Raw genomic sequence first — 20,867 nt, 5'->3', positions numbered from 1 at the left:
GATCAGAGGAGAGTGGCGTCGCGCAGGCCGGTGTAGAAGGCGAGCGCATAGTCCGGGGTGCTGAAGTAGATCTTCGATCCCTTGGGGAAGAAGATCGCGTCCTTGGCCTTGGCCACGGTCTTCTGCCCGGTTTCCTTGTTCTCCAAGAGGAACTCGCCCTCGAGAACGACCTTCATCTCGTCGTATTCGTACTCGTAGTACAGCGGTTCGTCGGTGTGGCGGAGTTCGAAGTATCCGCTGCACATCGGGCTGCCGTCGGGGTTCTCATAGACGTCGCCGATGAAGCCCTCGGTGCCCGGGTACTCGGCTTCCGGCATCTTCGGCAGGTCCTTGAAACCATCGCTGGTCACGCGGAACTCCAACGCCTTGACACTCTCGATCGTCACGATGCTCCTCCATGTCTCACTCGGGCGCGTACGCGCTCGTCGGGGTACCTGTTCGCGGCGTCCACTGCTGTCACCTCGGGTTTCGGGGCGACTCTTCAGAGTGGACGTCGTCCCCTGTTATGAAACAAGTGGCGTGTTTCAGCGATGTGACGGCTTTGTAATGGTGTGCTACGCGCGGTTCGGTTCCTTCGCGCATGTGACCATGCGGTTGCCCGAGACCCCGGACCCGCACCCGCAACCTGCCCGGGCGAGCTGACTTTCGCTCACGTGCTCCGTTGCCGCTCACGACCAGGTTGGCAGCCAGGGCCATCGGGTGAGCGGAGACGGATGACGTGAGCGAAAGTCGTGACGGCTACGGCTGGCGGTAATCGAGAAGCCCGATCCAGAACTCGTCGGGTATCACCTCGCCGGCGCGCAACACGCGCGCGAGACCCGCGGCCATGAACGCGCCGAGCAGTCCCAGCCACAATCCAGACAGCGAGATCGCGATCCATGCGACGGCGACCGCGGACGGCCAGGGGTCGAGGATCAGCAGGATCGGCGCGAAGAAGAAGCCCGCCCCGATGAACCACGACGACAGCGCGCGGTCGCATCGCGCCACGGCGACGAGCCACCGCGGGGTCGAGTCGGTGGGTGTCACACCCAGCGGAGGCTTTCGATTGCGGTGAGTCGTCGAGTCCGTGGTCATCGGACACCTCCCGTGAGGATCGTGACTTCAGACTCCGCTTCGTACGTCTCGAAAGCCACTACCTAGCAGGTAATCGGCCCGAGGGCTTCAGAAGCGCTCACCCTTCCGTTTCCGCTCACACGATAAAGGTGAGCGCGAACGGAATCGGTGAGCGAAAGTCGCAGGTAGTCGATCCGGGGTGTCAGTCGAGCCAGTCCAGCACCGATGCCGCGGTCCAACTCTGCTGCATACTGCCCAGCGGCTCCCCGGTGAAGGGCTCGTAGTACTCGGCGAAGGAACCGTCCGTGGCCTGCCGCAGACCCTCCTCCCGGAGACGCGCGGAGCGCTCGGTCCAGCCGCGACGCGCAAAAGCCCAACTGAACAGCCACGTCATGACCGGCCACACCGGACCACGCCAGTACTCGCGCGGCCGGAAGTCGGCCGAGATCGGCGACGTCGACGGCGGAACGGCGTACCGGAGGTCGGGGTGCCCGCAGAAACGCGGACCGTCGAACAGCCGGAGCAGTGCGCGTTCCCGGTCGCGGGGGAGACCACCACAGATGAGCGGCGCGAACGCCGCGATGGTCTCGGTGGTGATCCACGAATTCGCGCGCAGGTCGAAATCCCTTGCGGCACCGTTTCGGTCGTTGGCCGCGGCGACGACGCCGGCGCGGAAACGGTCGGCCCACGCGCGCAGGTCGCGGACGTCGGCCAGCGGCTTCGAATAGTCCTCACCGATCGTGGCGAGCACGTCGCAGGCCACGGCGAAGATCGCACTGACGAAGACGTCCTCGACGGCGAAACTCATGACCTTCGGCAGCAGATCGTCGTCATAGTTGGCGCGCTTCATCTGCTCGACGAGCCAGATGTAGCGGTCGTACTCGAGGTCGGTCGGCCGCATCGACAGGTCGGACACATGATCGAGGTCGGCTCGGATGTACGGCGGAAGGTCGAGCCCGGGAACGACATTCGCGTATGCGGAATCCCAGCGCGGCGAGTTGTCCATGCCGGATTCCCAGCCGTGGAAGATGGTGATCCGGCCGCGCCCCATGGGATCCCGGGCGTGAGCGAGCCAGCGATGCCAGCGCACCAGCGAACTCCATCGGCGGTCGATGAACTCGTTGGCCACCGCCCGCGTCGTGCGACCGTGGCGTCTGGAATGGTCGAGGATGCGCTGCACCGCGATCGCGTGCACCGGAGGTTGGGTGATTCCGGAGGTGTCGGGAAAGTCGGGGGCGCACTCGGCCAATCGCGCGCACTCCCAACGAGAAGGGCCGGGGAAGTACCCGTCACGACCGTTGGCGAACACGATGTGCGGGATCATTCCGTTACGCCACTGCGCCGAGAGCAGGGTGTCCATCTCGATCACCGCACGCTCGACGGACAGCGGCGCGAGACCGACGGTCACGAACGCGGCGTCCCAGCTCCACATGTGCGGGTACAGCTTGGGTGCCGCACTCGTCATCGTGCCCAGGTCGTTGCCGCGCAGAAGATAAGCGGCTCGTGCCGACAACTGCGTTGGGGTGAATCCGTACCTGGCCACCTCGAAGATTCTGCCTCGGGCCGCCCCCGAGTGCTCACCGAGGTGGCGGAGGGTGGTCGACATGACGATTTCGGCATCCGGGTCGTCGAAGTAGGGTTGGCAGAGTGCCCACCGCATTGATCACCGGGGCCAGTCGTGGCGTCGGCGCCCAGATCGCCCGACAGCTCGCCCCCACCCATGACCTGTTGTTGGGCGGACGGCCCTCACCCGAGCTCGACCACCTCGCCACCGAACTCGACGGTGCGAGCACCTTCGCCGTCGAGCTGACCGACTACGACGAGGTCGCCGCCGCGGTGGAGGCCATCAACGAACTCGACGTCCTGGTCCACAACGCCGGCGTCGGCAGCAGCCTCGAACACGTCTCGGACACCCCCGTCGAGGAATGGCATCACGTACTCGAGGTGAACCTCATCGCCGTCGCCGAGCTGACCCGGCTCCTTCTGCCTGCTCTCCGACAGGCGGAAGGACACGTCGTCTTCGTGAACTCCGGGGCAGGCCGCAAGGCCAAACCCCGCTGGGCGCCCTACGCCGCGAGCAAGTTCGGCCTGCGGGCACTCGCCGATTCTCTGCGTGCCGAAGAGCCGACGCTTCGGGTCACCTCGGTCTATCCCGGGCGCATCGACACCGACATGCAGCGCGAACTGGTTGCGATCGAAGGGCGGGACTACGACGCCTCGCAGTTCCTGCGCCCGGAGTCGGTCGCAGCCGCCGTCGTGCACGCCATCCAGACGCCCGTCGACGCACATCCGCAGGACATCGTGCTGCGGCCGACGGGGCGGGGTTGACCCTTCGAGGCTCGTCGACTTCGGAGCCCCGACTGCCAAACCTCAACTCGACCGGCAGACGTCGATCGAAGTCTGCCGGTCGGGTTGAAGTCGACCGGTGGTTGGGTGAGAGACGGTGTCTCACCAAGCCTTCAACCTGGGGAGCCGGCTCAGAGCTGCGTCAGATCCTCGGGACGCCAGACCGCGCGCATCGACGAGACCTTGCCGTCGGCGTTGAAGACCATGATGTCGACCGGGGTGATCTCGAAGGCGAGACCGGCGGTCTTGGTCACGAGGGTGAACTCGAAGACGGCGGTGTCGCCCGCGACCTTCTTCCACTTGAGGGTGGCGGTGCGCTCGTCCATGCCGGTGATCACCGAGTAGAACTCGACGAGCTGTTCGCGGGTGTTGCGGATGTCGGCGCCGATCGGGTCCTCGACCGTCGCGTCGGGCGCGTAGAGGTCGGCGATCTGTTCGGCGGTGCCGGAGTTCAGCAGCTCGACATAGGCGTCCACCGCCGCGTCGATCTGGTCGGCGAGTCCGGCTTGCTCCACGGTCATGAATCCTCCAGAAATTAGAACGTGTTCTAGTTCCGCACCGTAGCACGCGCGTCCGTCGACCGGTGGATGTTTCCGGTGCATGCAGGCGGTTGTTTGATACGTTCGCCGCAAGAGTCCCTCGGGCATCGAGTCCGTCGAGATCGACGAGGTCCAGCAGTGCGGAAAGGCCGGTATCCGTGACGATGTCCGACGCACCGCACGGCCCGCGGTCGGGTGCGCGGTGACCCCGATCCTGGCCGCACCCCTGGACCCCGGGAACGAGCAGGCCCGACGGTGGGCCGAGGACGAGCTCTCCGAAGAGGTCTACCAACCGCCGGAACCGTCGTGGTGGGACGAGTTCAGCGACCGCGTGTGGGGATGGATCGCCGACAACGTCCTGGATCTGTTCGGCGGCTCGGACACGATCCGGGCGATCGTGATCGTGATCGCCATCGTCCTGATCGTGGGACTCGCCGTGCTCGTGATCCGGCGCGTCCGGCGCATCCCGCGACTCCCGAAGATCACCGACACCACCGCAGCGAAGGTCGTGCTGCCCGGAGGTCCGCGCTCCGCGAAGGAACTCCGCGCGGAGGCCGAGACGCTACACGCCGCCGGCGATTACGACGGCAGCGTGATCTCCGCGATCCGTGCGCTCGCCCGACGGGCCATCGAACGGGATCTGCTCGCCGACGAGCCGTCCCTCACCGCACATGAGGTGGCGACCGACCTGGCGTCCCTGTTCACCGACCACGGCGTCGAACTCCGGAGCGCCGCCGACCTGTTCGACGCCATCGCGTACGGCGACCGCCATGCGTCGGCCGGTTCGGCCCGTGCAGTGCTCGACCTCGAGCGCACCGTGTCCTCCGCTCAGCCCGCCGCGGAAGACGCGTCGGGTCCGCGGCGCCTGGCGGTGCCACGATGACCACGACACTGCGCGCACCGTCGATCGCACCCGCCCCGCCGAAGCGCGGCACACCCGGCTGGATATGGGTTCTCGTGGTGCTCCTCGTGGTCGCGGTGGTGGGCGGGATCGGCCTGCTCGGTGTGTCCGCACTGACCGTGTTCGGCGCGGAGCCCGGGCCCGGTGTCAGCTACGACCCCGACAACCCGCGGCCCCAGGGCACCCGAGCCCTGGCCCAGGTCATCGACGAACAGGGCGGCGACCTGCGGCAGGTTCGTGGGCTGGACGAGTTCACCGGCGCCCCGCGTCCCGGGAGCAACACGACGGTCGTCGTGTCGTCGGTGGGCGCGCTGAACTCCGGTACCGCACAACAATTCCTGGATCGGGTCTCCGACGCACACCGGGTGATCCTGATCGCCCCGCAGGACAGCGCACTGTCGCTCCTCGGACTGCCTGTCCGGCTCGAGTACGGCGGCGCCCCGACCGGGGTTCTCGCCGGTTGCACGACCACCGAGATCGACGCCGACGACACCATCACCGGCGGAGCGCTCGGCTACAGCACGTCCGAACCGGGCGCGACGGCGTGCTTCACCACCGGTAGCTCATCGAATGTGCTGATCCTGCCGGCCTCGTCCACCCGCCCGGAGATCGTGGTCGTCAGCGGCGACATGCTCATCAACGACAACCTCGCGCTCCGAGACAATGCCGGGGTCGCCATACGGCTCCTCGGCAACGCCGACGACGTGCTCTGGTACGTCCCCTTCTTCACCGACGAAGTCGCGACAGAGGAAGAGGACTCCGACATCCCCCGGGCGATCGGACCGCTGATCGTGCTCGCCGTGTTCGCCGTACTGGCCCTGATGCTGTGGCGGGGACGCCGTTTCGGCGCGCTGGTCACCGAACCGCTGCCCGCGGTGGTCAAGGCGGTCGAGACCACCCAGGCGCGGGGTCGGATGTACCACAAGGCCCGCGCCGACACCCGCTCCGCCGCCGCACTGCGCATCCACACCCTGACCGCGCTCGCCTCGTATCTCGGCCTGCCCTACGACGCCGGACGGGCCACCGACGAGTTGGCCATTCCCGAATGGGAAACGGTTGCGGCACAAGGTGAGAGCACCGACCCTGCGGTCCACGCCATCATCACCACCGTCGTGTCCGTCACCGGACGCGACCTCGCACGGGTGCGTGCCCTGCTCGCCGGACCGCTCCCCACCACCGACACCGGCCTCGTCATCTTCATCAGCGAACTGACCGCCCTCGAGAAGGAAGTCCGACACACGCCATGACCGTCGATCCATCCCGCACCTCCGGCCCCGGTCCGTTCGAGAAGGTTGCGCCGCCGCAGAATCCGCACGGCGGTGCCCCATCGCCGAACAGGGCACGTGATGCCCTCGGTGCAGTACGAGCCGAGGTTGCCAAAGCCGTTGTCGGACAGGACCCGGCGGTCGCAGGCATCCTCATCGCCCTGTTGTGCCGCGGACACATCCTGCTCGAAGGCGTCCCCGGCGTCGCCAAGACACTCCTCGTCAGATCGGTGGCGGCGGCGCTCGACGTCGAGACCAAACGGGTGCAGTTCACCCCCGACCTGATGCCGGGCGACGTCACCGGCTCACTCGTGTTCGACGCCGCCAGTTCGGAGTTCACGTTCCGCGAGGGGCCGGTGTTCACCAACCTGCTGCTCGCCGACGAGATCAACCGCACCCCGCCGAAGACTCAGGCGTCGTTGCTGGAGGCGATGGAGGAGCGGCAGGTGACCGTCGACGGGGTGGGCCGCCCGCTGCCCAGTCCATTCCTGGTGGCCGCGACGCAGAACCCCGTCGAGTACGAAGGGACCTATCCACTGCCGGAGGCTCAGCTCGACCGTTTCCTCCTGAAGGTGACGCTGCCCGTGCCATCACGCGAGGACGAGATCACCGTCCTCACCAGGCATGCGGCGGGGTTCGATCCGCGGAACCTCGCCGCTGCCGGACTTCGCCCGGTGGCGTCGGCCGCCGACGTCGAAGCCGGGATCGAGCAGGTCCGCCGCGTCGGCGTCGCACCGCAGGTGGCCGCGTACATCGTCGACATCGCCCGCGCGACGAGGTTCTCGCCGTCCCTGGCTCTCGGCGTCAGCCCACGTGGTGCGACCGCACTGCTCGGGACCAGCCGCGCGTGGGCGTGGCTCAACGGCCGCGACTTCGTGACCCCCGATGACGTTCAGGCCCTGGCTCAGTCGACGCTCGCGCACCGGTTGTCGTTGCGACCGGAAGCCGAACTCGAAGGCGTGTCGGTGGGTTCGGTCCTCGACGCCGCCGTCAACTCGGTTCCCGTCCCGCGCTGATGTTCCTCACCGGCCGGTTCCTGCTCCTGGTGCTGCTCGGCGCGGTGCCGATCCTGGTGTGGCCGAACTACGCCGTGCCTGTTCTGTGGGTGCTGTTCTGCGTGCTGCTGATGTGCCTCGACCTCGCGCTCGCCGGGTCGACGAAGACCATCGCGATGGCACGGTCGGTGCCCGGGCCGGTCCGGCTGGGGGAGAGCACCTCGTGCTCGATCGCGGTCACCAACACCGGAACCGGTACATTTCGCGGTGTCCTCCGTGACAGCTGGCAACCGTCGGCCGGGGCCACCGACTCGATCCATCGCCTGACCGTGCCGCGCGGCGAAACACGCACCGTCACGACCACTCTCACGCCGACACGTCGCGGCGACCGGCCCGCCGTCCGGGTCACGGTCCGCCGACTCGGTCCTCTGGGACTCGCCGGCCGGCAACGCGGCGTACCGCTCCCGGGCCGGGTCCGCGCATTGCCGCCGTTCGGGTCACGCCGACTGCTGCCCTCCCGGCTCGCTCATCTTCGGCAGCTCGACGGTCGCTCCGCGGTCCGGATCCGCGGTCAGGGAACCGAATTCGACTCGCTCCGCGACTACGTCGAAGGCGACGACGTACGCAGCATCGACTGGCGGGCGACAGCACGACGCCGGTCGACGGTCGTGCGGACGTGGCAGCCGGAGAAGGACCGGCACATCGTCATCGTGCTGGACACGTCGCGCACCTCGGCGGGTCGCGTCGGCGATGTCCCGCGCCTCGACGCCGCGATGGACGCCGCCCTGCTGCTCGCCGCCCTGGCATCGCATGCCGGCGACCGCGTCGACCTGATCGCCGGTGACCGGCGCGTCCACCGACGAGTCGTCGGAGTGGGCCAGACGACGCTGCTCAACAGCCTGGTCACCGCGATGGCCAACCTCGAACCAGCTCTGCTGGAAGCTGATTGGCCGATGCTCGGCGCCGAGGTCGCGAAGATCAGCCGTCAGCGCGCCCTGCTGGTATTGCTCACCCCGCTGGAACCTGCCGCCGTCGAGGAGTCACTGCTGCCGCCGCTGTCGGTTCTCGCGCAGCGCTACAAGATCGTCATCGGATCCGTCGCCGACCCGGCGCTCCAGGAGATGCTCGACGCCCGGGAGGACCCGGAAGCCGTCTACGACGCGGCGGCCGCGGCCAGGACCGTCACCCTGCGCAACCGGACGGCCACCGCCGTCGGACGCCTCGGCGTTGACGTCGTGGATGCTCCGCCGGACAAGCTGCCCGGACGACTGGCCGATCACTATCTGCTGCTGAAGTCGCGCGGGTTGCTGTAGCCGTTGTCCCGGAGTCGGTCAGGCCTTGGCCTGCACGGCCCGGTAGCCGAGGAAGCCCAGGTAGCCGGCCAGGCCAACCAGGCCGAGTCGTCGGGTGCGGGGGGACACCAGCGCAACACCGATCGCGGTCTCGCAGGCACCGTTGCGGTAGGTCCAGGTGGTGGTGTCGTCGGGGAATACGGGTGCGGTGATCGGCGCGAACAACTCCGGCTTGACGAAGTGCGTCAGACCGACCGCGGCCAGACCTCCGCCGATCAGCGAGACCGCGTCCAGGGACTTGTCGTTCTTGGCCATTCGGGTGTTCCTCTCGGGTGGGAATGCTCCGTTCATTCCTACACGGTGGGCGCGGTGAGGCCACGATCCAGCTCGGCGAGGTCCCCGGTCTCGCCCGCCTCGTGCGCGCGTCGTCCGGCGACGAACACGTACACCATGAACAGCAACCAGGCGGTCACGCCGATCCCGATGCGCGCCCAGGTCGGCAGCGGCGAGGGCGTCACGAAGGCCTCGATCACCCCGCAGAGCAGGAGCACGACGACGAGGCCCAGCGCCACACCGATCGCGGCCCGACCCTCCTCACCGAGAGCGGCAGCGCGCGTTCGGTTCCCGGGTGACACCCAGGACCAGAAGATCCGCAGGCCGACCCCCGCGGCGACGAACAGGCAGGTCAGTTCGAGCATGCCGTGCGGCAGGAGAAGCCCGAAGAACAGATCGCCGCGGCCGTGCCGGATCATGATCGAACCGATCACCACCAGGTTCAGGATGTTGGAGTACAGCATCCAGATCACCGGCAGGCCGAAGACACCGACCACGATGCACATCGCGGCCAGCCAGAAGTTGTTGGTCCACACCCGCGCCGCGAACGAGGTCGCCTCGTATTCGCTGTAGTAGTTCTCGAAGTCGTTGGTGACGAGACGCTCGATCTCCTGCGGCGAGGCGAAGGAACTCTCGATGCGGGGGTGCTCCAGAACCCACCAGGTCATGACGGCGGCCGCGAGCAGGCAGACGCCCGTCACGGTCAGCCACCACCACCGAATGCGGTACAACGCGGCGGGGAACGTGACGGCAAAGAAGTCGACGAACGTCGACCAGGTACTCACCCGCGTGCCCGACGCCCGCCCCCGGGCCCGCGCCAGCAACGCCGACAGGTACGCGACGAGCGAGGCGTCGGGCGCCGTCGAGCGGATCACCGACAGGTGCGTCGCCACCCGCTGATAGGTGTCGATGATCTCGTCGGCCTCGGCTCCGGTCAGACGACGCCGGCGCGACAACTCATCGAGCCGCTCCCACGTCGCGCGGTGCGCGGACACATAGGCGTCGAGATCCACCCGGCCAGATTAACCGCCATCCCGGCCGCTGCGGAGCGTGTCATTCGAGGGGCGTCGTGGCTGTGCACTCGCACCGCGCTATCGGCGTTCCGCGTCGTATGGTGAGGCGTGCCATCCGGATCGTTGCCGCCACGACCGGTGATGGCGGGTGCGCCGATCCCGATCGGGCCGCCGCCGACCGTCTGGGGCGCCGGAGCGTCGGCCACCGTCGGGGTGGGCCGAGACGACCTGGTCTCCGGTGAGGCGGTCGCACTCGCGCTACCACCGGGCGGTCTCGGCTACCGGATTCTGTCGGGGATGATCGACGTCGCACTGGGGATCGCCCTGTGGTTGTTCCTCTGGTGGTTGTCGTACAAGGTGACCGGCGACCTCAACGACGCGTGGCGGGGCACCGTCAACACGTTGCTGCCCATCATCAGCGTCGTCGCCCTACCGACCGTCACGGAGACACTCACCGGCGGCAAGACCGCCGGCCATCTGATCGTCGGACTGCGGACCCTGCGAGACGATGCCGGGCCCACCGGTTTTCGGCAGTCGCTGACCCGTGCGCTCGTCGGGTTCATCGAGATGTACGCCTGCCTGGGCCTGCCCGCGCTGATCTGCGCCGCGATCTCGCGGAAGAACAAGCGGCTCGGCGATCTCCTCGCCGGCACCTACGTGATCCGAGACCGGCACAGGATCGAAGAACAGCATCCCATCGAGATGCCCGCCGGACTCGTCTCGTGGGCGGTGGCGGCCGACATGGCGGCCCTGCCCGACGGCCTCGCCGTGATCATCCGCCAGTTCCTCAACGGCTGCCACGGCATGAAGCCCGAACCCCGGGCCGCCGCAGCGCGTCGGCTGGTCTTCGACGCGGCGCCCTTCGTGGCGCCCGCGCCGCCGCAGAGCGCGTCGTTCGAGGATGTGCTGTCGGCGATCATGGCCGAACGTCGACGCCGCGACGCCGAACGACTCGAACGCGAAGCACGCCTGCGGGAGAGATTGTTGCGGTGAGACCGGCCTGGCCTTCTGGGATCGGGCTACCCCAACCAGGCGCGGGCAGCGAGGACCAGGGCCCGCACACCGATGTCCAGCGTCGGATCGATCACCGGCGCGTAGTGCGGAGAGTGGTTCGACGGCACCTTCAGCAACGCCGGGTCCGTCATGTCGCCGGTGGTGAACAGCGACGGATCCGCTCCGCCGAGCAACCAGTACGACAACGGTGCGTCACAGCTGGTGGCCAGGATGCCGACATCCTCGCTGCCCGCGCCGGCCCCCGGATCGAGGATGTTGGCCGCGCCCAACCAGTCCGCGAAGGCGCTCAGCGTCTTGCCCAGCGCGTCCGGATCATTGGTGACCACCGGGAACCGTTCGATCTCGGTGATGGTCGGATCTTCCGGCGCTCCCGCGGCGGCCGCCTCACCGCGCACGATTCGCTCGACGCTGTCGAGGATCTTGCCGCGAACGGTCTCGTTGTAGCTGCGGATGTTCAACTGGATCTCGGCTTCTCCCGGAATTACATTCGCGGCGTCACCGGCGTGGATCGATCCGACGGTGAGCACGGCCGTTGCGGTACTCGGGATCTCCCGCGAGATGACGGTCTGCAGCCTCATCACCGTCGCTGCCGCCAGCACGATGGGGTCGACCGAAGCCTCGGGCATCGAGCCGTGTGCACCACGACCCACCAGCCGTACCCGGAGTGAATCCGACCCGGCATACGATGCTCCGGGGTGCCCGGCGATCTTGCCGGCGGGCAGCGGCGAGACATGCTGACCGAGCACGACGTCGGGTTTGGGAAAACGGTCCCACAGGCCGTCGTCGACCATCGCCTGCGCGCCGGCACCGAGTTCTTCGGCGGGTTGGAAGATGACGACGACGGTGCCCGACCATCCCGATGTATCGGATGCGAGGATGGCCGCCGCACCCAGGAGACATGTGGTGTGCAGGTCATGACCACACGCATGGGCGACCGGGACCGTCTTACCGTTCTCGTCGGTCGCGGTGACGGTGCTCGCGTAGTCGAGTCCGGTGTCCTCGCAAACAGGTAGGGCGTCCATGTCGGCGCGCAGCGCGATCGTCGGACCATCCCCGTTTCGCAGGATGCCGACCACCCCGGTCCTGCCGACGCCGGTCGTCACGTCGAAGCCCGCCGACTCGAGCCTCTCGACAACCACGCCGACGGTCCGTTGTTCCTGGAAGCCGAGTTCCGGGTGTCTGTGGAGGTCTTTGTAGAGGTCGACGAGCGAAGGGTCGATCGGGATGTCTACAGGAGTGGTCATGCCACGACCTCCAATGGCGGGCGTCCGGAACCGGGTCTCCGGCCCGGCTCCATCGTCACACGGGGGAGGGACCGCGTATGCCGGTTTCAGCGTTCCCGGATGGAGACCCAGGTGCGCCTCACTTCAGGTCGGCGCTGGACTTCCCGAGGACGCGGCGCGCGATGATCAGCTGCTGAATCTGCTGAGTGCCCTCGAAGATGTCGAGGATCTTGGAGTCGCGGGCCCACTTCTCCAGCAGAGAGGTCTCCGAGAAGCCCGCTGTCGCACCGATTTCCACCGCTTTGTTGGTGATCTCGGTGACCGCACGGCCCGCCTTGGCCTTCGACATCGAGGCCTCGGTGGAGTTCGGCTGCTTGTTGTCCGCCATCCAGGCGGCCCGCAGCGTGTGCAACCACGAAGCCTCCCAGTCGGATTCGAGGCGGATGAACTCGGCCACCGTCGCATGCTGAGACGCGGCCGTACGGTCATAGTCGATCTCGTGACCGGCCTCTTCGAGCATCCGGCGGAGTTCCTCCAGGGCGGCGCGGCCCAGGCCGATCGCCATCGCCGCGACGACCGGGCGGGTGTTGTCGAAGGTCTGCATGACCCCGCCGAATGCCTTCTTGGTGTCGATCTCCGGCGACCCGAGCAGGTTGTCGGCGGGGACCCGGGCGTTCTCGAAGCGGATGACGGCGGTGTCGGAGGCCTTGATGCCGAGCTTGTGCTCGAGGCGGGCGACGCTCACGCCCTCGGTGGTCATCGGGACGACGAAACTCTTGATGGCCGCGCGTCCGACGCTCTTGTCGATGGTCGCCCACACGACGACGTGATCGGCGCGCGAGCCCGCGGTCACGAAGATCTTCTCGCCGTTGATGAGGTAGTCGTCACCGTCGCGGGTGGCCGTCGTCGAGACAGCCGCGGAGTCCGATCCGAAGCTGGGTTCGGTGATGGCCATGGCCGCCCAGACGTCGGAGAACTTCTCCAGCTGTTCGGGGTTGGCGACCGCCGCGATGGCGGCGTTGCCGAGGCCCTGACCGGGGATGGAGAGCAGCAAGCCCACGTCGCCCCAGCTCATCTCGAGCGCCGAGATCAGACCCCGCATGTTCGCGCCGTTCACCGACGGGCCCTCGTCGTCGCTCGACGAGTCGGCCGACTTCTCCGACCCGCGCCCCTGCTTCGCCAGTTTCGCGAGGTCGTCGAGTTCGACGGGGTACTCGTGCTCGGCTTTGTCGTACTTGCGCGAGATCGGCCGGAAGATGTGCTCGGCAGCGAGGTGGGTGCGCTCGACCGTCGAATCGAACTTCTTCGGGAGCTCCAGGTTGATCGCCATGGCGATACCTTACTGCTCGGTAAGTTCGTTGCCAAGTCCTTCGCCGTCACACCCGCCGAATAGCCTGGAACCGTGGCCTACGACGAGGAACTCGCCTTCCGCATCCGCGCGCTTCTCGCGACGGAAGTGGGCGTGGACGAGGTGCCCATGTTCGGCGGCCTGGCCTTCCTGATCAACGGCAACATGGCCGTGACCGTCAGCGGCAAGGGCGGGATCATGGTGCGCGTGCCGCCCGAGGAGACCCACACCCTGCTCGAGTACCCGCACACCGCCCCCATGCACATGTCGGCGCGCGAGACGCTCGGCTGGCTGCGCGTCTTCGAAGAGGGGATCGCGTCGGATCGGCAATTGACCCGCTGGGTCACCATCGGCGCCGACTACGCCCGGAGACTCCCGCCGAAGTGAGGCGGAAGCTCGACGAGTGGCCGCGGACGGTCATCCTGGTCCCGTTCGGCCTGTTCTTCGTCCTCTTCGGTCTGTACGGGCTGCTCGGTGCGGAGGTCACCTGTGGCGGCGAGCCGATGTCCGCGGACGACCGGTGTGTCCAGCACGCCAACGACGACGGGGAGTCGCTTCTGACGCCCGAGCAGCTGGCGGCTCTACCGACAGCGCCCAGGGGCGTCGAGTTGTCCCCGCAGTTCACCGAGTTGTACGCCGACATCGCGTCGATACCGGAGTGGGCCGGCCGGTCCCGCGACGAGCAACGCGCCCGGGATGCACAGAACAACCGGGTCATCGTCGTTCTCGGGTTGATCGCCACCGGCGTCGGAGTCGGGAGCGTCTACGTCAAGAGATGGTGGCTGCGTCGCAAGGCGTAGTCGCCCGCCTCAAACACCGACGGTCAGGACGCCCGGTGCGCGATACTCCTGACTGCGTATCCAACGTGAAGGTGTCGGGAACCGAACATCGATCTGAGCCACGCAGACCGAAGCGTCTGCCGGTGGGGGAGTTCCGATGTCTTCCGATTTCTCCGACCGAACAGACTTCGACAATGCCAACCGCGGTCTGATCGGGGTACTCGAACCGGCTGTCATTCACGGTGGGGACGGCCGGGTCGTCTACGACGCCGCTGGTTTCGCCGAGGCGACCGCCGGTGACTGTCCCGACACCGTGAACCCCAGTCTCTGGCGTCAGGCGCAGCTGACGTCCGTGCATGGTTTGTTCGAGGTGACCGACGGCATCTACCAGATCCGCGGGTACGACCTGTCGAACATGACGCTGGTCGAGGGCGACACCGGTGTGGTGGTCATCGATCCGCTGGTCTCGTCGGAGTGTGCGGCGGCCGCCCTCGCCCTCTATCGCGAGCATCGTGGTGACCGTCCGGTGAGCGCGGTCATCTACACCCACTCCCACGTCGACCACTTCGGCGGTGGGCTCGGCGTCGTCGACGCCGACACGACGGTGCCGATCGTCGCGCCCGAACACTTTCTCCAACATGCCGTCTCCGAGAACGTCTACGCCGGCACCGCGATGCTGCGGCGCAGCATGTACCACACGGGGATCGTCCTGCCGGTCGGTGCGACCGGAACCCTCGGCGCCGGCCTCGGCCCCAGTACATCCACCGGCACGGTGGGTCTGATCGCGCCGACGCTCGACATGACCCACACCGGGCAGGAGGAGACCTTCGACGGTGTCCGGATGGTCTTCCAGGTCACGCCGGGGACGGAAGCGCCGTCGGAGATGAACTTCTGGTTCCCCGACCATCGAGCACTGTGCCTGGCGGAGAACGCAACTCACAACCTTCACAACCTCCTGACCCTCCGCGGTGCACAGGTTCGCGACGCCCGGATCTGGTCCCGGTACCTCAGCGAGGCCATCGAGATGTTCGCCTACGACTCCGATGTCGCTTTCGCGTCGCATCATTGGCCGACGTGGGGAACCGAGGAGATCCTCGTCTATCTGACCCAGCAGCGCGACCTGTACGCCTACCTGCACGATCAGACGCTGCGTCGACTCAACCAGGGCTACCTCGGCAGCGAGATCGCCGAGGACTTCCCGATGCCACCGGTGCTCGACGCGGCCTGGCACGCCCGCGGTTACTACGGCTCGGTCAGCCACAACGTCAAGGCCATCTATCAGCGCTATCTCGGCTGGTACGACGGCAACCCGGCGCATCTGTGGCAGCATCCACCGGAAGCGGCCGCCGCTCGGTACGTACAGGCACTCGGCGGTATCGAGGCCACGGTCGCCAAAGCGCGAGAGTTCGCCGACGACGGGGATCTCCGATTCGCCGCGGAACTGGCCGGTCATGCGGTGTTCGCCGATCCGGACCATGCCGGTGCGAAAGAGCTACTCGCACAGGTCTTCACAACGCTGGGTTACGGCGCCGAATGCGCCACCTGGCGCAACAACTTCCTCGTCGGCGCCGACGAACTCGGCGGGCGGGTCCACGCCGCCCCGATCAACGCCGCCGGAGTGGCGTCGGCGCTCACCGTCACCCAACTCTTCGACAGTCTCGCCATCCGCATCGACGGTCCGCGGGCCTGGGACCTCTCGGCCTCGATCCGTTGGCATATCACCGATCTGGACGAGACCTACCGGATGGAACTGTCGAACGGCGTCCTGATCCACTTCCCCACGCGGCGGCAGGATTCCGCCGATCTCGTCGTGACACTCACCAAACGCGATCTACTCGGACTTCTCACCGGCGCGGCGCCCGACGGTGCCGTTCTCGACGGCGACACGTCGGTGATCGCAACCGTGATCGGGCTGATCGACAACCCCGACCCGGGATTCCCGATCGTCACACCGTGATCGAAGCAGTTGGGCGGCAACACTGTTCGGTCGCGGGCCCTTCGTGGCTCGTCGCTAACGCTCCTCGCACCTCAGGGAGCAAGCGGGCCGTCGCTAACGCTCCTCGCACCTCAGGGAGCAAGCGGGCCGTCGCTGGCGCTCCTCGCACCTCAGGGAGCAAGCGGGCCGTCGCTGACGCTCCTCGCACCTCAGGGAGCAAAACGGACCGTCGCTGGCGCTCCTCGCACCTCAGGGGACGACGTTGACCATCCGGCCGGGCACCACGATCACCTTGCGCGGCTCGGCACCGTCGAGGAGAGCGGCGACCTTCTCGTCGGCGAGGGCGGTGGAGCGCAGGGTGTCCTCATCGGCATCGGCGGCGACGGTGATGCGGCTGCGGACCTTGCCCTTGACCTGGACCGGGATCTCGATGGTGTCCTCGACCAGCCACGACTCATCGGCGACCGGGAACGGCGCGCGGACGACGAGGGTGTCGTGGCCCAGACGGTGCCACAGTTCCTCGGCGATGTGCGGTGCCAGCGGCGCGAGCATGATCACCAGAGCTTCGACGGCATCCCGTGGGGCACCGGTCTTCTCGAAGTTCTTCGTGAGGTGGTTGGTCAACACGGTCAGCTTGGCGACGGCGGTGTTGTTGCGCAGCGCGTCGTAGTCCTCGCGGACGCCGGCGATCGTCTTGTGCAGCACGCGCTTCGTGTCGTCGTCGGACTCGGCGTCGGCAACGCGGGACGCGCCGGACTCCTCGTCGACGACGAGGCGCCAAATGCGCTGCAGGAACCGCTGCGAGCCGACGACATCCTTGGTCGCCCAGGGCCGCGACTGGTCGAGCGGGCCCATGAACATCTCGTAGACGCGCAGGGTGTCGGCACCGTAGTCACGGCAGATGTCGTCGGGCGTCACCGAGTTCTTCAGCGACTTGCCCATCTTGCCGTACTCCTGGTTCACCTCTTCACCGTTATAGAAGAACTTGCCGTTCTCCTCGGTGACCTCCTCGGCCGGCACGTAGATGCCGCGCGAGTCGGTGTAGGCGTACGCCTGGATCATGCCCTGGTTGAACAGCTTTCGGTACGGCTCACGGCTCGTGACGTAGCCGAGGTCGAACAGGACCTTGTGCCAGAACCGCGAGTACAGCAGGTGCAGCACCGCGTGCTCGACGCCACCGATGTAGAGGTCGAGGCCACCAGGATCGTTCGGGCCGTGGAGTTCCGGACGCGGGCCCATCCAATAGGCCTCGTTGTCCTTGGCGCACAGCGTTTCCTGATTTGTGGGATCGATGTAGCGCAGCTGGTACCACGAGCTGCCCGCCCACTGCGGCATGACGTTGGCGTCGCGGGTGTAGGTCTTCGGACCATCACCGAGATCGAGTTCGACGGTCATCCAGTCGGCGGCCTTGGCGAGCGGCGGCGACGGCTCGCTGTCGGCGTCGTCAGGATCGAAGGAGACCGGGGCGTAGTCCTCGACCTCCGGGAGTTCCACCGGCAGCATCGATTCCGGCAGAGCGTGCGGCTGACCGTCGGCGTCGTAGACGATCGGGAACGGCTCGCCCCAGTACCGCTGGCGGGCGAACAGCCAGTCGCGCAGCTTGTACTGGATCTTGCCGGTGCCGACCCCGTCGGCCTCGAGACGCTCGACGATGGCCGCCTTGGCGTCCTCGACGTTCTTGCCGTTCAGGAAGTCGGAGTTGACCAGCGGGCCGTCGCCCACATACGCCTCGACCTGCACGTCGGTGTCGGAGCCGATGACCTCGATGATCGGCAGGCCGAACACGGTCGCGAACTCGTGGTCGCGGCCGTCGTGTGCGGGGACGGCCATGATGGCGCCGGTGCCGTAACCCATGAGGACGTAGTCGGCGATGAAGACCGGAACCTGGTGTCCGTTCACGGGATTGATCGCGAAGGAGCCGGTGAAGACGCCGGTCTTCTCCTTGTTCTCCTGGCGCTCGAGATCCGACTTCGCCGCGATCGACGCACGATAAGCGGCGATCGCCGACGCGGGATCGCCCGCGCCGCCGGTCCACCGCTCATCGGTGCCCTCCGGCCAGGCGTCGGCGGTCAGCGCATCGACCAGCGGGTGCTCGGGTGACAGCACCATGTAGGTGGCGCCGAAGAGGGTGTCGGGACGGGTGGTGAAGACCTCGATGTCTCCGACGCCGGGTGCGCTGAACTCGACCTGGGCACCGCGCGAACGGCCGATCCAGTTGCGCTGCATGGTCTTGACCTTCTCCGGCCAGTCCAGCAGGTCAAGGTCGTCGAGCAGGCGGTCGGAGTAGGCGGTGATCCGCATCATCCACTGGCGTAGGTGCTTCCGGAAGACCGGGAAGTTCCCGCGATCGCTGCGGCCGTCGGCGGTGACCTCCTCGTTGGCCAGCACCGTGCCGAGACCGGGACACCAGTTGACCAGCGAGTCAGAGAGGTATACGAGGCGGTGGTCGTCGATCACCGCGGTGCGCTCCGCGGGGGAGAGGTCGGCCCAGGACTTACCGGCGTGCTCGCCGGTGAGTTCGCGTGCGCCCGAGACGAACTCGTCGACCAGCTCGGAGATGCGTCGGGCCTTGCCCTGATCGGCGTCGAACCAGGCGTTGTAGATCTGCAGGAAGATCCACTGCGTCCAGCGGTAGAAGTCGACGTCGGTGGTGGCGACGCGTCGACGCTCGTCGTGGCCGAGGCCGAGGCGCCGGATCTGGCCGAGGTAGCGCTCGATGTTCTGCTCGGTCGTCGTCCGCGGGTGGGTGCCGGTCTGGACCGCGTACTGCTCGGCCGGCAGACCGAAGGAGTCGAAGCCCATCGTGTGCAGGACGTTCTTGCCCGTCATCCGCTGATAGCGCGCGAAGACGTCGCTGGCGATGAAGCCCAGCGGGTGGCCGACGTGCAGACCCGCGCCCGAGGGGTAGGGGAACATGTCCTGGACGAAGAGCTTGTCGGGGGCATCGGCGGAGCCGCCACCGAAGGGGCTCAGGTCACCGGCCAGCGGACCGACGGGGTTGGGTGCCTCGTAGGCATGCTCGTCGGACCAGGTCTGCTGCCAGCGCTGCTCGAGCTCACCCGCAACCTCGGCGGTGTACCGATGAGCGGTGGCCCCGGAGGCGCCGTTGGTGCTGGTGGTGTCGACTGAAGTCACCCGACCAGGGTAAATCCTGTCCCCGAGCGGCCTGAAATCCGGTCAGCTCGGCGACGTCCGGCTATGACGTACCGCTCACCGACGATGCTCGATTCGGTCGCACCGGGGAGCGGTCGTATGCTGTGGGTCGTGAATGCCCTGTCCGTCGCCGTTGCCGTGCTGCTCTTCGCGCTGGCCGGGCTCTGGGCCACGGTCGGGGTCCGCGGGCTCCGCGGCTCACTCCCGCGCAATCGACGTCTCGGTGTCCGTACCGACGAGACCATGCGCTCCGACGAGGCCTTCCGCGTCGCCAACCGCGTCGCCGGACCCGGAACTCTCGGCGCAAGCCTGATCCTCGTCCTCGGCGCTGTGGCCACCCTCGCCGTCGACGGCGACTGGTCCATCCTGTTCGGCGTCGTCGCCCTGGTCGCCGCCCTGGTCATCATCGGGCTGGTCAGCGCCATCGGCGTCCGCGCCGCCGCCACCGTGCCGGCCGAGGCCGAGGACGCGGGTTGCTCCTGCTGCTCGGGTCGCGACGAAGGCCACGGCCACACCGCGCCGGCGGGGGAGAACAGCGGATCATCCGATCCCGCCGCCGACTGCGGCACCAGCAGCTGCGGTGCGTGCTCGCTGCGCGGCGTCTGCGCAAGCGACTCCGCCCAGGCCTGACCGGGTCTGCTCCGGCAGCTCTGACGTATGCGCGCGCTCAAGAACCTCCTCGACCGCTCACCGATCGACGGATTCATCCTCGCGATCGTGGCCGCGGTGGTCGTCGCCGCTTTCCTGCCCGTCCGCGGGGCGGCCGGGGATGTGTTCGAGTGGGTCGTCATCGTCGCGATCGGCGCCCTGTTCTTCCTCTACGGCACGCGGCTGCATCCGCGTGAGGCACTCGAGGGCCTCAAGCACTGGCGCCTGCACCTGACGATCCTGACGTTCACCTTCGTGGCGTTCCCGATTGTCGGCCTCGCCCTCAAACCGGTCGTCGAGCCGCTGATCGGTGCCGATCTCTACGCCGGGCTGTTGTTCCTGTGCCTGGTGCCCTCGACGGTTCAGTCGTCGATCGCGTTCACGTCCATCGCCAGGGGCAACATCGCCGGTGCGATCGTCAGCGCCTCGGCGTCGAACATCCTGGGCGTGTTCCTCACCCCGCTGCTCGTGGTCGCGCTGATGCACAACACCGGCGGCGCGAGCATCGACGCGTCGTCGATCCTGAAGATCGTGGCGCAGATCCTCGTGCCATTCGTCATCGGTCAACTGGCTCGGCCGTGGGTCGGGCCGTTCTTTGCCCGGCACGCCAAGATCACCAAGCTCGCCGACCGCAGCACCATCGTCCTCGTCGTCTACGTCGCCTTCAGCGAGGGCGTCGTCGACGGCATCTGGTCGTCGGTCGACGCCGCGCAGGTGATCGCCGTGTCGGTGATCTCGCTGTTGCTCGTCTTGATCATGCTGGTGGTCACCGGATGGGTGCCGAAGAAACTCGGCTTCGATCGCGCCGACACCATCGCCATCCAGTTCTGCGGCACCAAGAAGAGCCTCGCCACCGGACTGCCGATGGCGACCGTGCTCTTCGCCGGCTCGACCGTCGGGCTCATCGTCCTACCGCTGATGATCTTCCATCAGATCCAGCTCATCATCTGCTCATGGCTGGCGACGCGGTACGGGCGTGAGGCGGAGGCGGTCGAGGCGGAAGCGTAGGGACGCGGCCAACCGACCGCC

At 67.4% G+C, this 20,867-nt stretch carries 20 protein-coding genes; 11 read left to right on the top strand and 9 right to left on the bottom strand.

Annotation, left to right across the window (positions count from 1 at the left end; genetic code table 11):
- Positions 1 to 2: 2 nt before the first annotated feature.
- The 3 genes from BLU62_RS23870 to ggh form a co-directional block, all read right to left on the bottom strand.
- Complete coding sequence (locus BLU62_RS23870; protein WP_074852356.1) at positions 3 to 386, bottom strand: cupin domain-containing protein; 384 nt, start codon at positions 384 to 386, stop codon at positions 3 to 5.
- A gap of 352 nt (positions 387 to 738) precedes the next feature.
- On the bottom strand, positions 739 to 1,074 hold the full coding sequence (locus tag BLU62_RS23865) for a hypothetical protein (protein ID WP_074852355.1): 336 nt from the start codon (positions 1,072 to 1,074) through the stop codon (positions 739 to 741).
- 181 nt (positions 1,075 to 1,255) lie between these two features.
- A complete protein-coding gene (ggh, locus tag BLU62_RS23860) occupies positions 1,256 to 2,596 on the bottom strand; it encodes a glucosylglycerate hydrolase (protein ID WP_074853216.1) in 1,341 nt (446 codons plus the stop codon).
- Positions 2,597 to 2,700: 104 nt separating this feature from the next.
- Between ggh and BLU62_RS23855 the strand changes: the two genes are divergently transcribed.
- A complete protein-coding gene (locus BLU62_RS23855; RefSeq protein WP_074852354.1) occupies positions 2,701 to 3,381 on the top strand; it encodes an SDR family oxidoreductase in 681 nt (226 codons plus the stop codon).
- Positions 3,382 to 3,530: 149 nt separating this feature from the next.
- Here BLU62_RS23855 and BLU62_RS23850 read toward each other — a convergent pair whose 3' ends face one another.
- On the bottom strand, positions 3,531 to 3,920 hold the full coding sequence (locus BLU62_RS23850; protein WP_074852353.1) for a nuclear transport factor 2 family protein: 390 nt from the start codon (positions 3,918 to 3,920) through the stop codon (positions 3,531 to 3,533).
- A gap of 220 nt (positions 3,921 to 4,140) precedes the next feature.
- Between BLU62_RS23850 and BLU62_RS23845 the strand changes: the two genes are divergently transcribed.
- From BLU62_RS23845 to BLU62_RS23830, 4 genes are read left to right on the top strand one after another with little or no spacing between them, the layout of a single operon-like run.
- Positions 4,141 to 4,821, top strand: coding sequence for a DUF4129 domain-containing protein (locus BLU62_RS23845; protein WP_074852352.1), 681 nt, complete (start codon positions 4,141 to 4,143; stop codon positions 4,819 to 4,821).
- Entirely contained in the window at positions 4,818 to 6,086 is a 1,269-nt protein-coding gene (locus BLU62_RS23840; RefSeq protein ID WP_084811873.1) for a DUF4350 domain-containing protein, read from the top strand. The genes BLU62_RS23845 and BLU62_RS23840 overlap by 4 nt, the downstream gene beginning before the upstream one ends.
- Positions 6,083 to 7,120: an AAA family ATPase gene (locus BLU62_RS23835; RefSeq protein ID WP_074852351.1), complete on the top strand. Its 1,038-nt coding sequence runs from the start codon at positions 6,083 to 6,085 to the stop codon at positions 7,118 to 7,120. The genes BLU62_RS23840 and BLU62_RS23835 overlap by 4 nt, the downstream gene beginning before the upstream one ends.
- A complete protein-coding gene (locus BLU62_RS23830) occupies positions 7,120 to 8,412 on the top strand; it encodes a DUF58 domain-containing protein (RefSeq protein ID WP_074852350.1) in 1,293 nt (430 codons plus the stop codon). Before BLU62_RS23835 ends, BLU62_RS23830 begins: the two co-directional genes overlap by 1 nt.
- A gap of 18 nt (positions 8,413 to 8,430) precedes the next feature.
- Here BLU62_RS23830 and BLU62_RS23825 read toward each other — a convergent pair whose 3' ends face one another.
- Entirely contained in the window at positions 8,431 to 8,706 is a 276-nt protein-coding gene (locus BLU62_RS23825) for a hypothetical protein (RefSeq protein ID WP_074852349.1), read from the bottom strand.
- 38 nt (positions 8,707 to 8,744) lie between these two features.
- Complete coding sequence (locus BLU62_RS23820; protein WP_074852348.1) at positions 8,745 to 9,737, bottom strand: stage II sporulation protein M; 993 nt, start codon at positions 9,735 to 9,737, stop codon at positions 8,745 to 8,747.
- Positions 9,738 to 9,878: 141 nt separating this feature from the next.
- Between BLU62_RS23820 and BLU62_RS23815 the strand changes: the two genes are divergently transcribed.
- On the top strand, positions 9,879 to 10,730 hold the full coding sequence (locus BLU62_RS23815; RefSeq protein ID WP_074852347.1) for an RDD family protein: 852 nt from the start codon (positions 9,879 to 9,881) through the stop codon (positions 10,728 to 10,730).
- A 26-nt stretch (positions 10,731 to 10,756) separates the two neighbouring features.
- Here the strand turns inward: BLU62_RS23815 and BLU62_RS23810 are convergent, their stop codons facing one another.
- A complete protein-coding gene (locus BLU62_RS23810; RefSeq protein WP_074852346.1) occupies positions 10,757 to 11,995 on the bottom strand; it encodes an amidohydrolase in 1,239 nt (412 codons plus the stop codon).
- Between the two features lie 118 nt (positions 11,996 to 12,113).
- Positions 12,114 to 13,304, bottom strand: a complete 1,191-nt coding sequence (locus BLU62_RS23805) for an acyl-CoA dehydrogenase family protein (RefSeq protein ID WP_074852345.1) — start codon at positions 13,302 to 13,304, stop codon at positions 12,114 to 12,116.
- A gap of 72 nt (positions 13,305 to 13,376) precedes the next feature.
- On the opposite strand from BLU62_RS23805, the gene BLU62_RS23800 reads away from it, so the two are divergent.
- The 3 genes from BLU62_RS23800 (at position 13,377) to BLU62_RS23790 (ending at position 16,058) form a co-directional block, all read left to right on the top strand.
- Entirely contained in the window at positions 13,377 to 13,709 is a 333-nt protein-coding gene (locus tag BLU62_RS23800; RefSeq protein WP_005200634.1) for a TfoX/Sxy family protein, read from the top strand.
- Entirely contained in the window at positions 13,706 to 14,122 is a 417-nt protein-coding gene (locus BLU62_RS23795; protein ID WP_006868506.1) for a hypothetical protein, read from the top strand. Before BLU62_RS23800 ends, BLU62_RS23795 begins: the two co-directional genes overlap by 4 nt.
- 136 nt (positions 14,123 to 14,258) lie before the next feature.
- Positions 14,259 to 16,058, top strand: coding sequence for an alkyl/aryl-sulfatase (locus tag BLU62_RS23790; protein WP_074852344.1), 1,800 nt, complete (start codon positions 14,259 to 14,261; stop codon positions 16,056 to 16,058).
- Positions 16,059 to 16,286: 228 nt separating this feature from the next.
- On the opposite strand, the gene leuS is transcribed toward BLU62_RS23790, so the two are convergent.
- Positions 16,287 to 19,172, bottom strand: a complete 2,886-nt coding sequence (gene leuS, locus BLU62_RS23780; protein ID WP_074852342.1) for a leucine--tRNA ligase — start codon at positions 19,170 to 19,172, stop codon at positions 16,287 to 16,289.
- A gap of 117 nt (positions 19,173 to 19,289) precedes the next feature.
- Here leuS and BLU62_RS23775 point away from each other — a divergent pair, with 117 nt between their 5' ends.
- On the top strand, positions 19,290 to 19,820 hold the full coding sequence (locus BLU62_RS23775) for an SdpI family protein (protein ID WP_074853212.1): 531 nt from the start codon (positions 19,290 to 19,292) through the stop codon (positions 19,818 to 19,820).
- Between the two features lie 27 nt (positions 19,821 to 19,847).
- Positions 19,848 to 20,846 (top strand): bile acid:sodium symporter family protein, encoded by a 999-nt coding sequence (locus BLU62_RS23770; RefSeq protein WP_074852341.1) that lies wholly within the window; start codon positions 19,848 to 19,850, stop codon positions 20,844 to 20,846.
- Positions 20,847 to 20,867 lie beyond the last annotated feature (21 nt).

This window comes from Gordonia westfalica (assembly GCF_900105725.1).
Classification (GTDB): Bacteria; Actinomycetota; Actinomycetes; order Mycobacteriales; family Mycobacteriaceae; genus Gordonia; species Gordonia westfalica.
This window is presented reverse-complemented; position numbering and strand designations above follow the sequence as displayed.

Bases quoted from the DNA above. Each gene is read 5' to 3' on its own strand.
- BLU62_RS23805 (WP_074852345.1), bottom strand. From the start codon at position 13,304: ATGGCGATCAACCTGGAGCTCCCGAAGAAGTTCGATTCGACGGTCGAG.
- BLU62_RS23770 (WP_074852341.1), top strand. From the start codon at position 19,848: ATGCGCGCGCTCAAGAACCTCCTCGACCGCTCACCGATCGACGGATTC.
- BLU62_RS23815 (WP_074852347.1), top strand. From the start codon at position 9,879: ATGGCGGGTGCGCCGATCCCGATCGGGCCGCCGCCGACCGTCTGGGGC.
- BLU62_RS23810 (WP_074852346.1), bottom strand. From the start codon at position 11,995: ATGACCACTCCTGTAGACATCCCGATCGACCCTTCGCTCGTCGACCTC.
- BLU62_RS23830 (WP_074852350.1), top strand. From the start codon at position 7,120: ATGTTCCTCACCGGCCGGTTCCTGCTCCTGGTGCTGCTCGGCGCGGTG.
- BLU62_RS23775 (WP_074853212.1), top strand. From the start codon at position 19,290: ATGCTGTGGGTCGTGAATGCCCTGTCCGTCGCCGTTGCCGTGCTGCTC.
- BLU62_RS23835 (WP_074852351.1), top strand. From the start codon at position 6,083: ATGACCGTCGATCCATCCCGCACCTCCGGCCCCGGTCCGTTCGAGAAG.
- BLU62_RS23850 (WP_074852353.1), bottom strand. From the start codon at position 3,920: ATGACCGTGGAGCAAGCCGGACTCGCCGACCAGATCGACGCGGCGGTG.
- BLU62_RS23825 (WP_074852349.1), bottom strand. From the start codon at position 8,706: ATGGCCAAGAACGACAAGTCCCTGGACGCGGTCTCGCTGATCGGCGGA.
- BLU62_RS23840 (WP_084811873.1), top strand. From the start codon at position 4,818: ATGACCACGACACTGCGCGCACCGTCGATCGCACCCGCCCCGCCGAAG.
- BLU62_RS23790 (WP_074852344.1), top strand. From the start codon at position 14,259: ATGTCTTCCGATTTCTCCGACCGAACAGACTTCGACAATGCCAACCGC.
- BLU62_RS23865 (WP_074852355.1), bottom strand. From the start codon at position 1,074: ATGACCACGGACTCGACGACTCACCGCAATCGAAAGCCTCCGCTGGGT.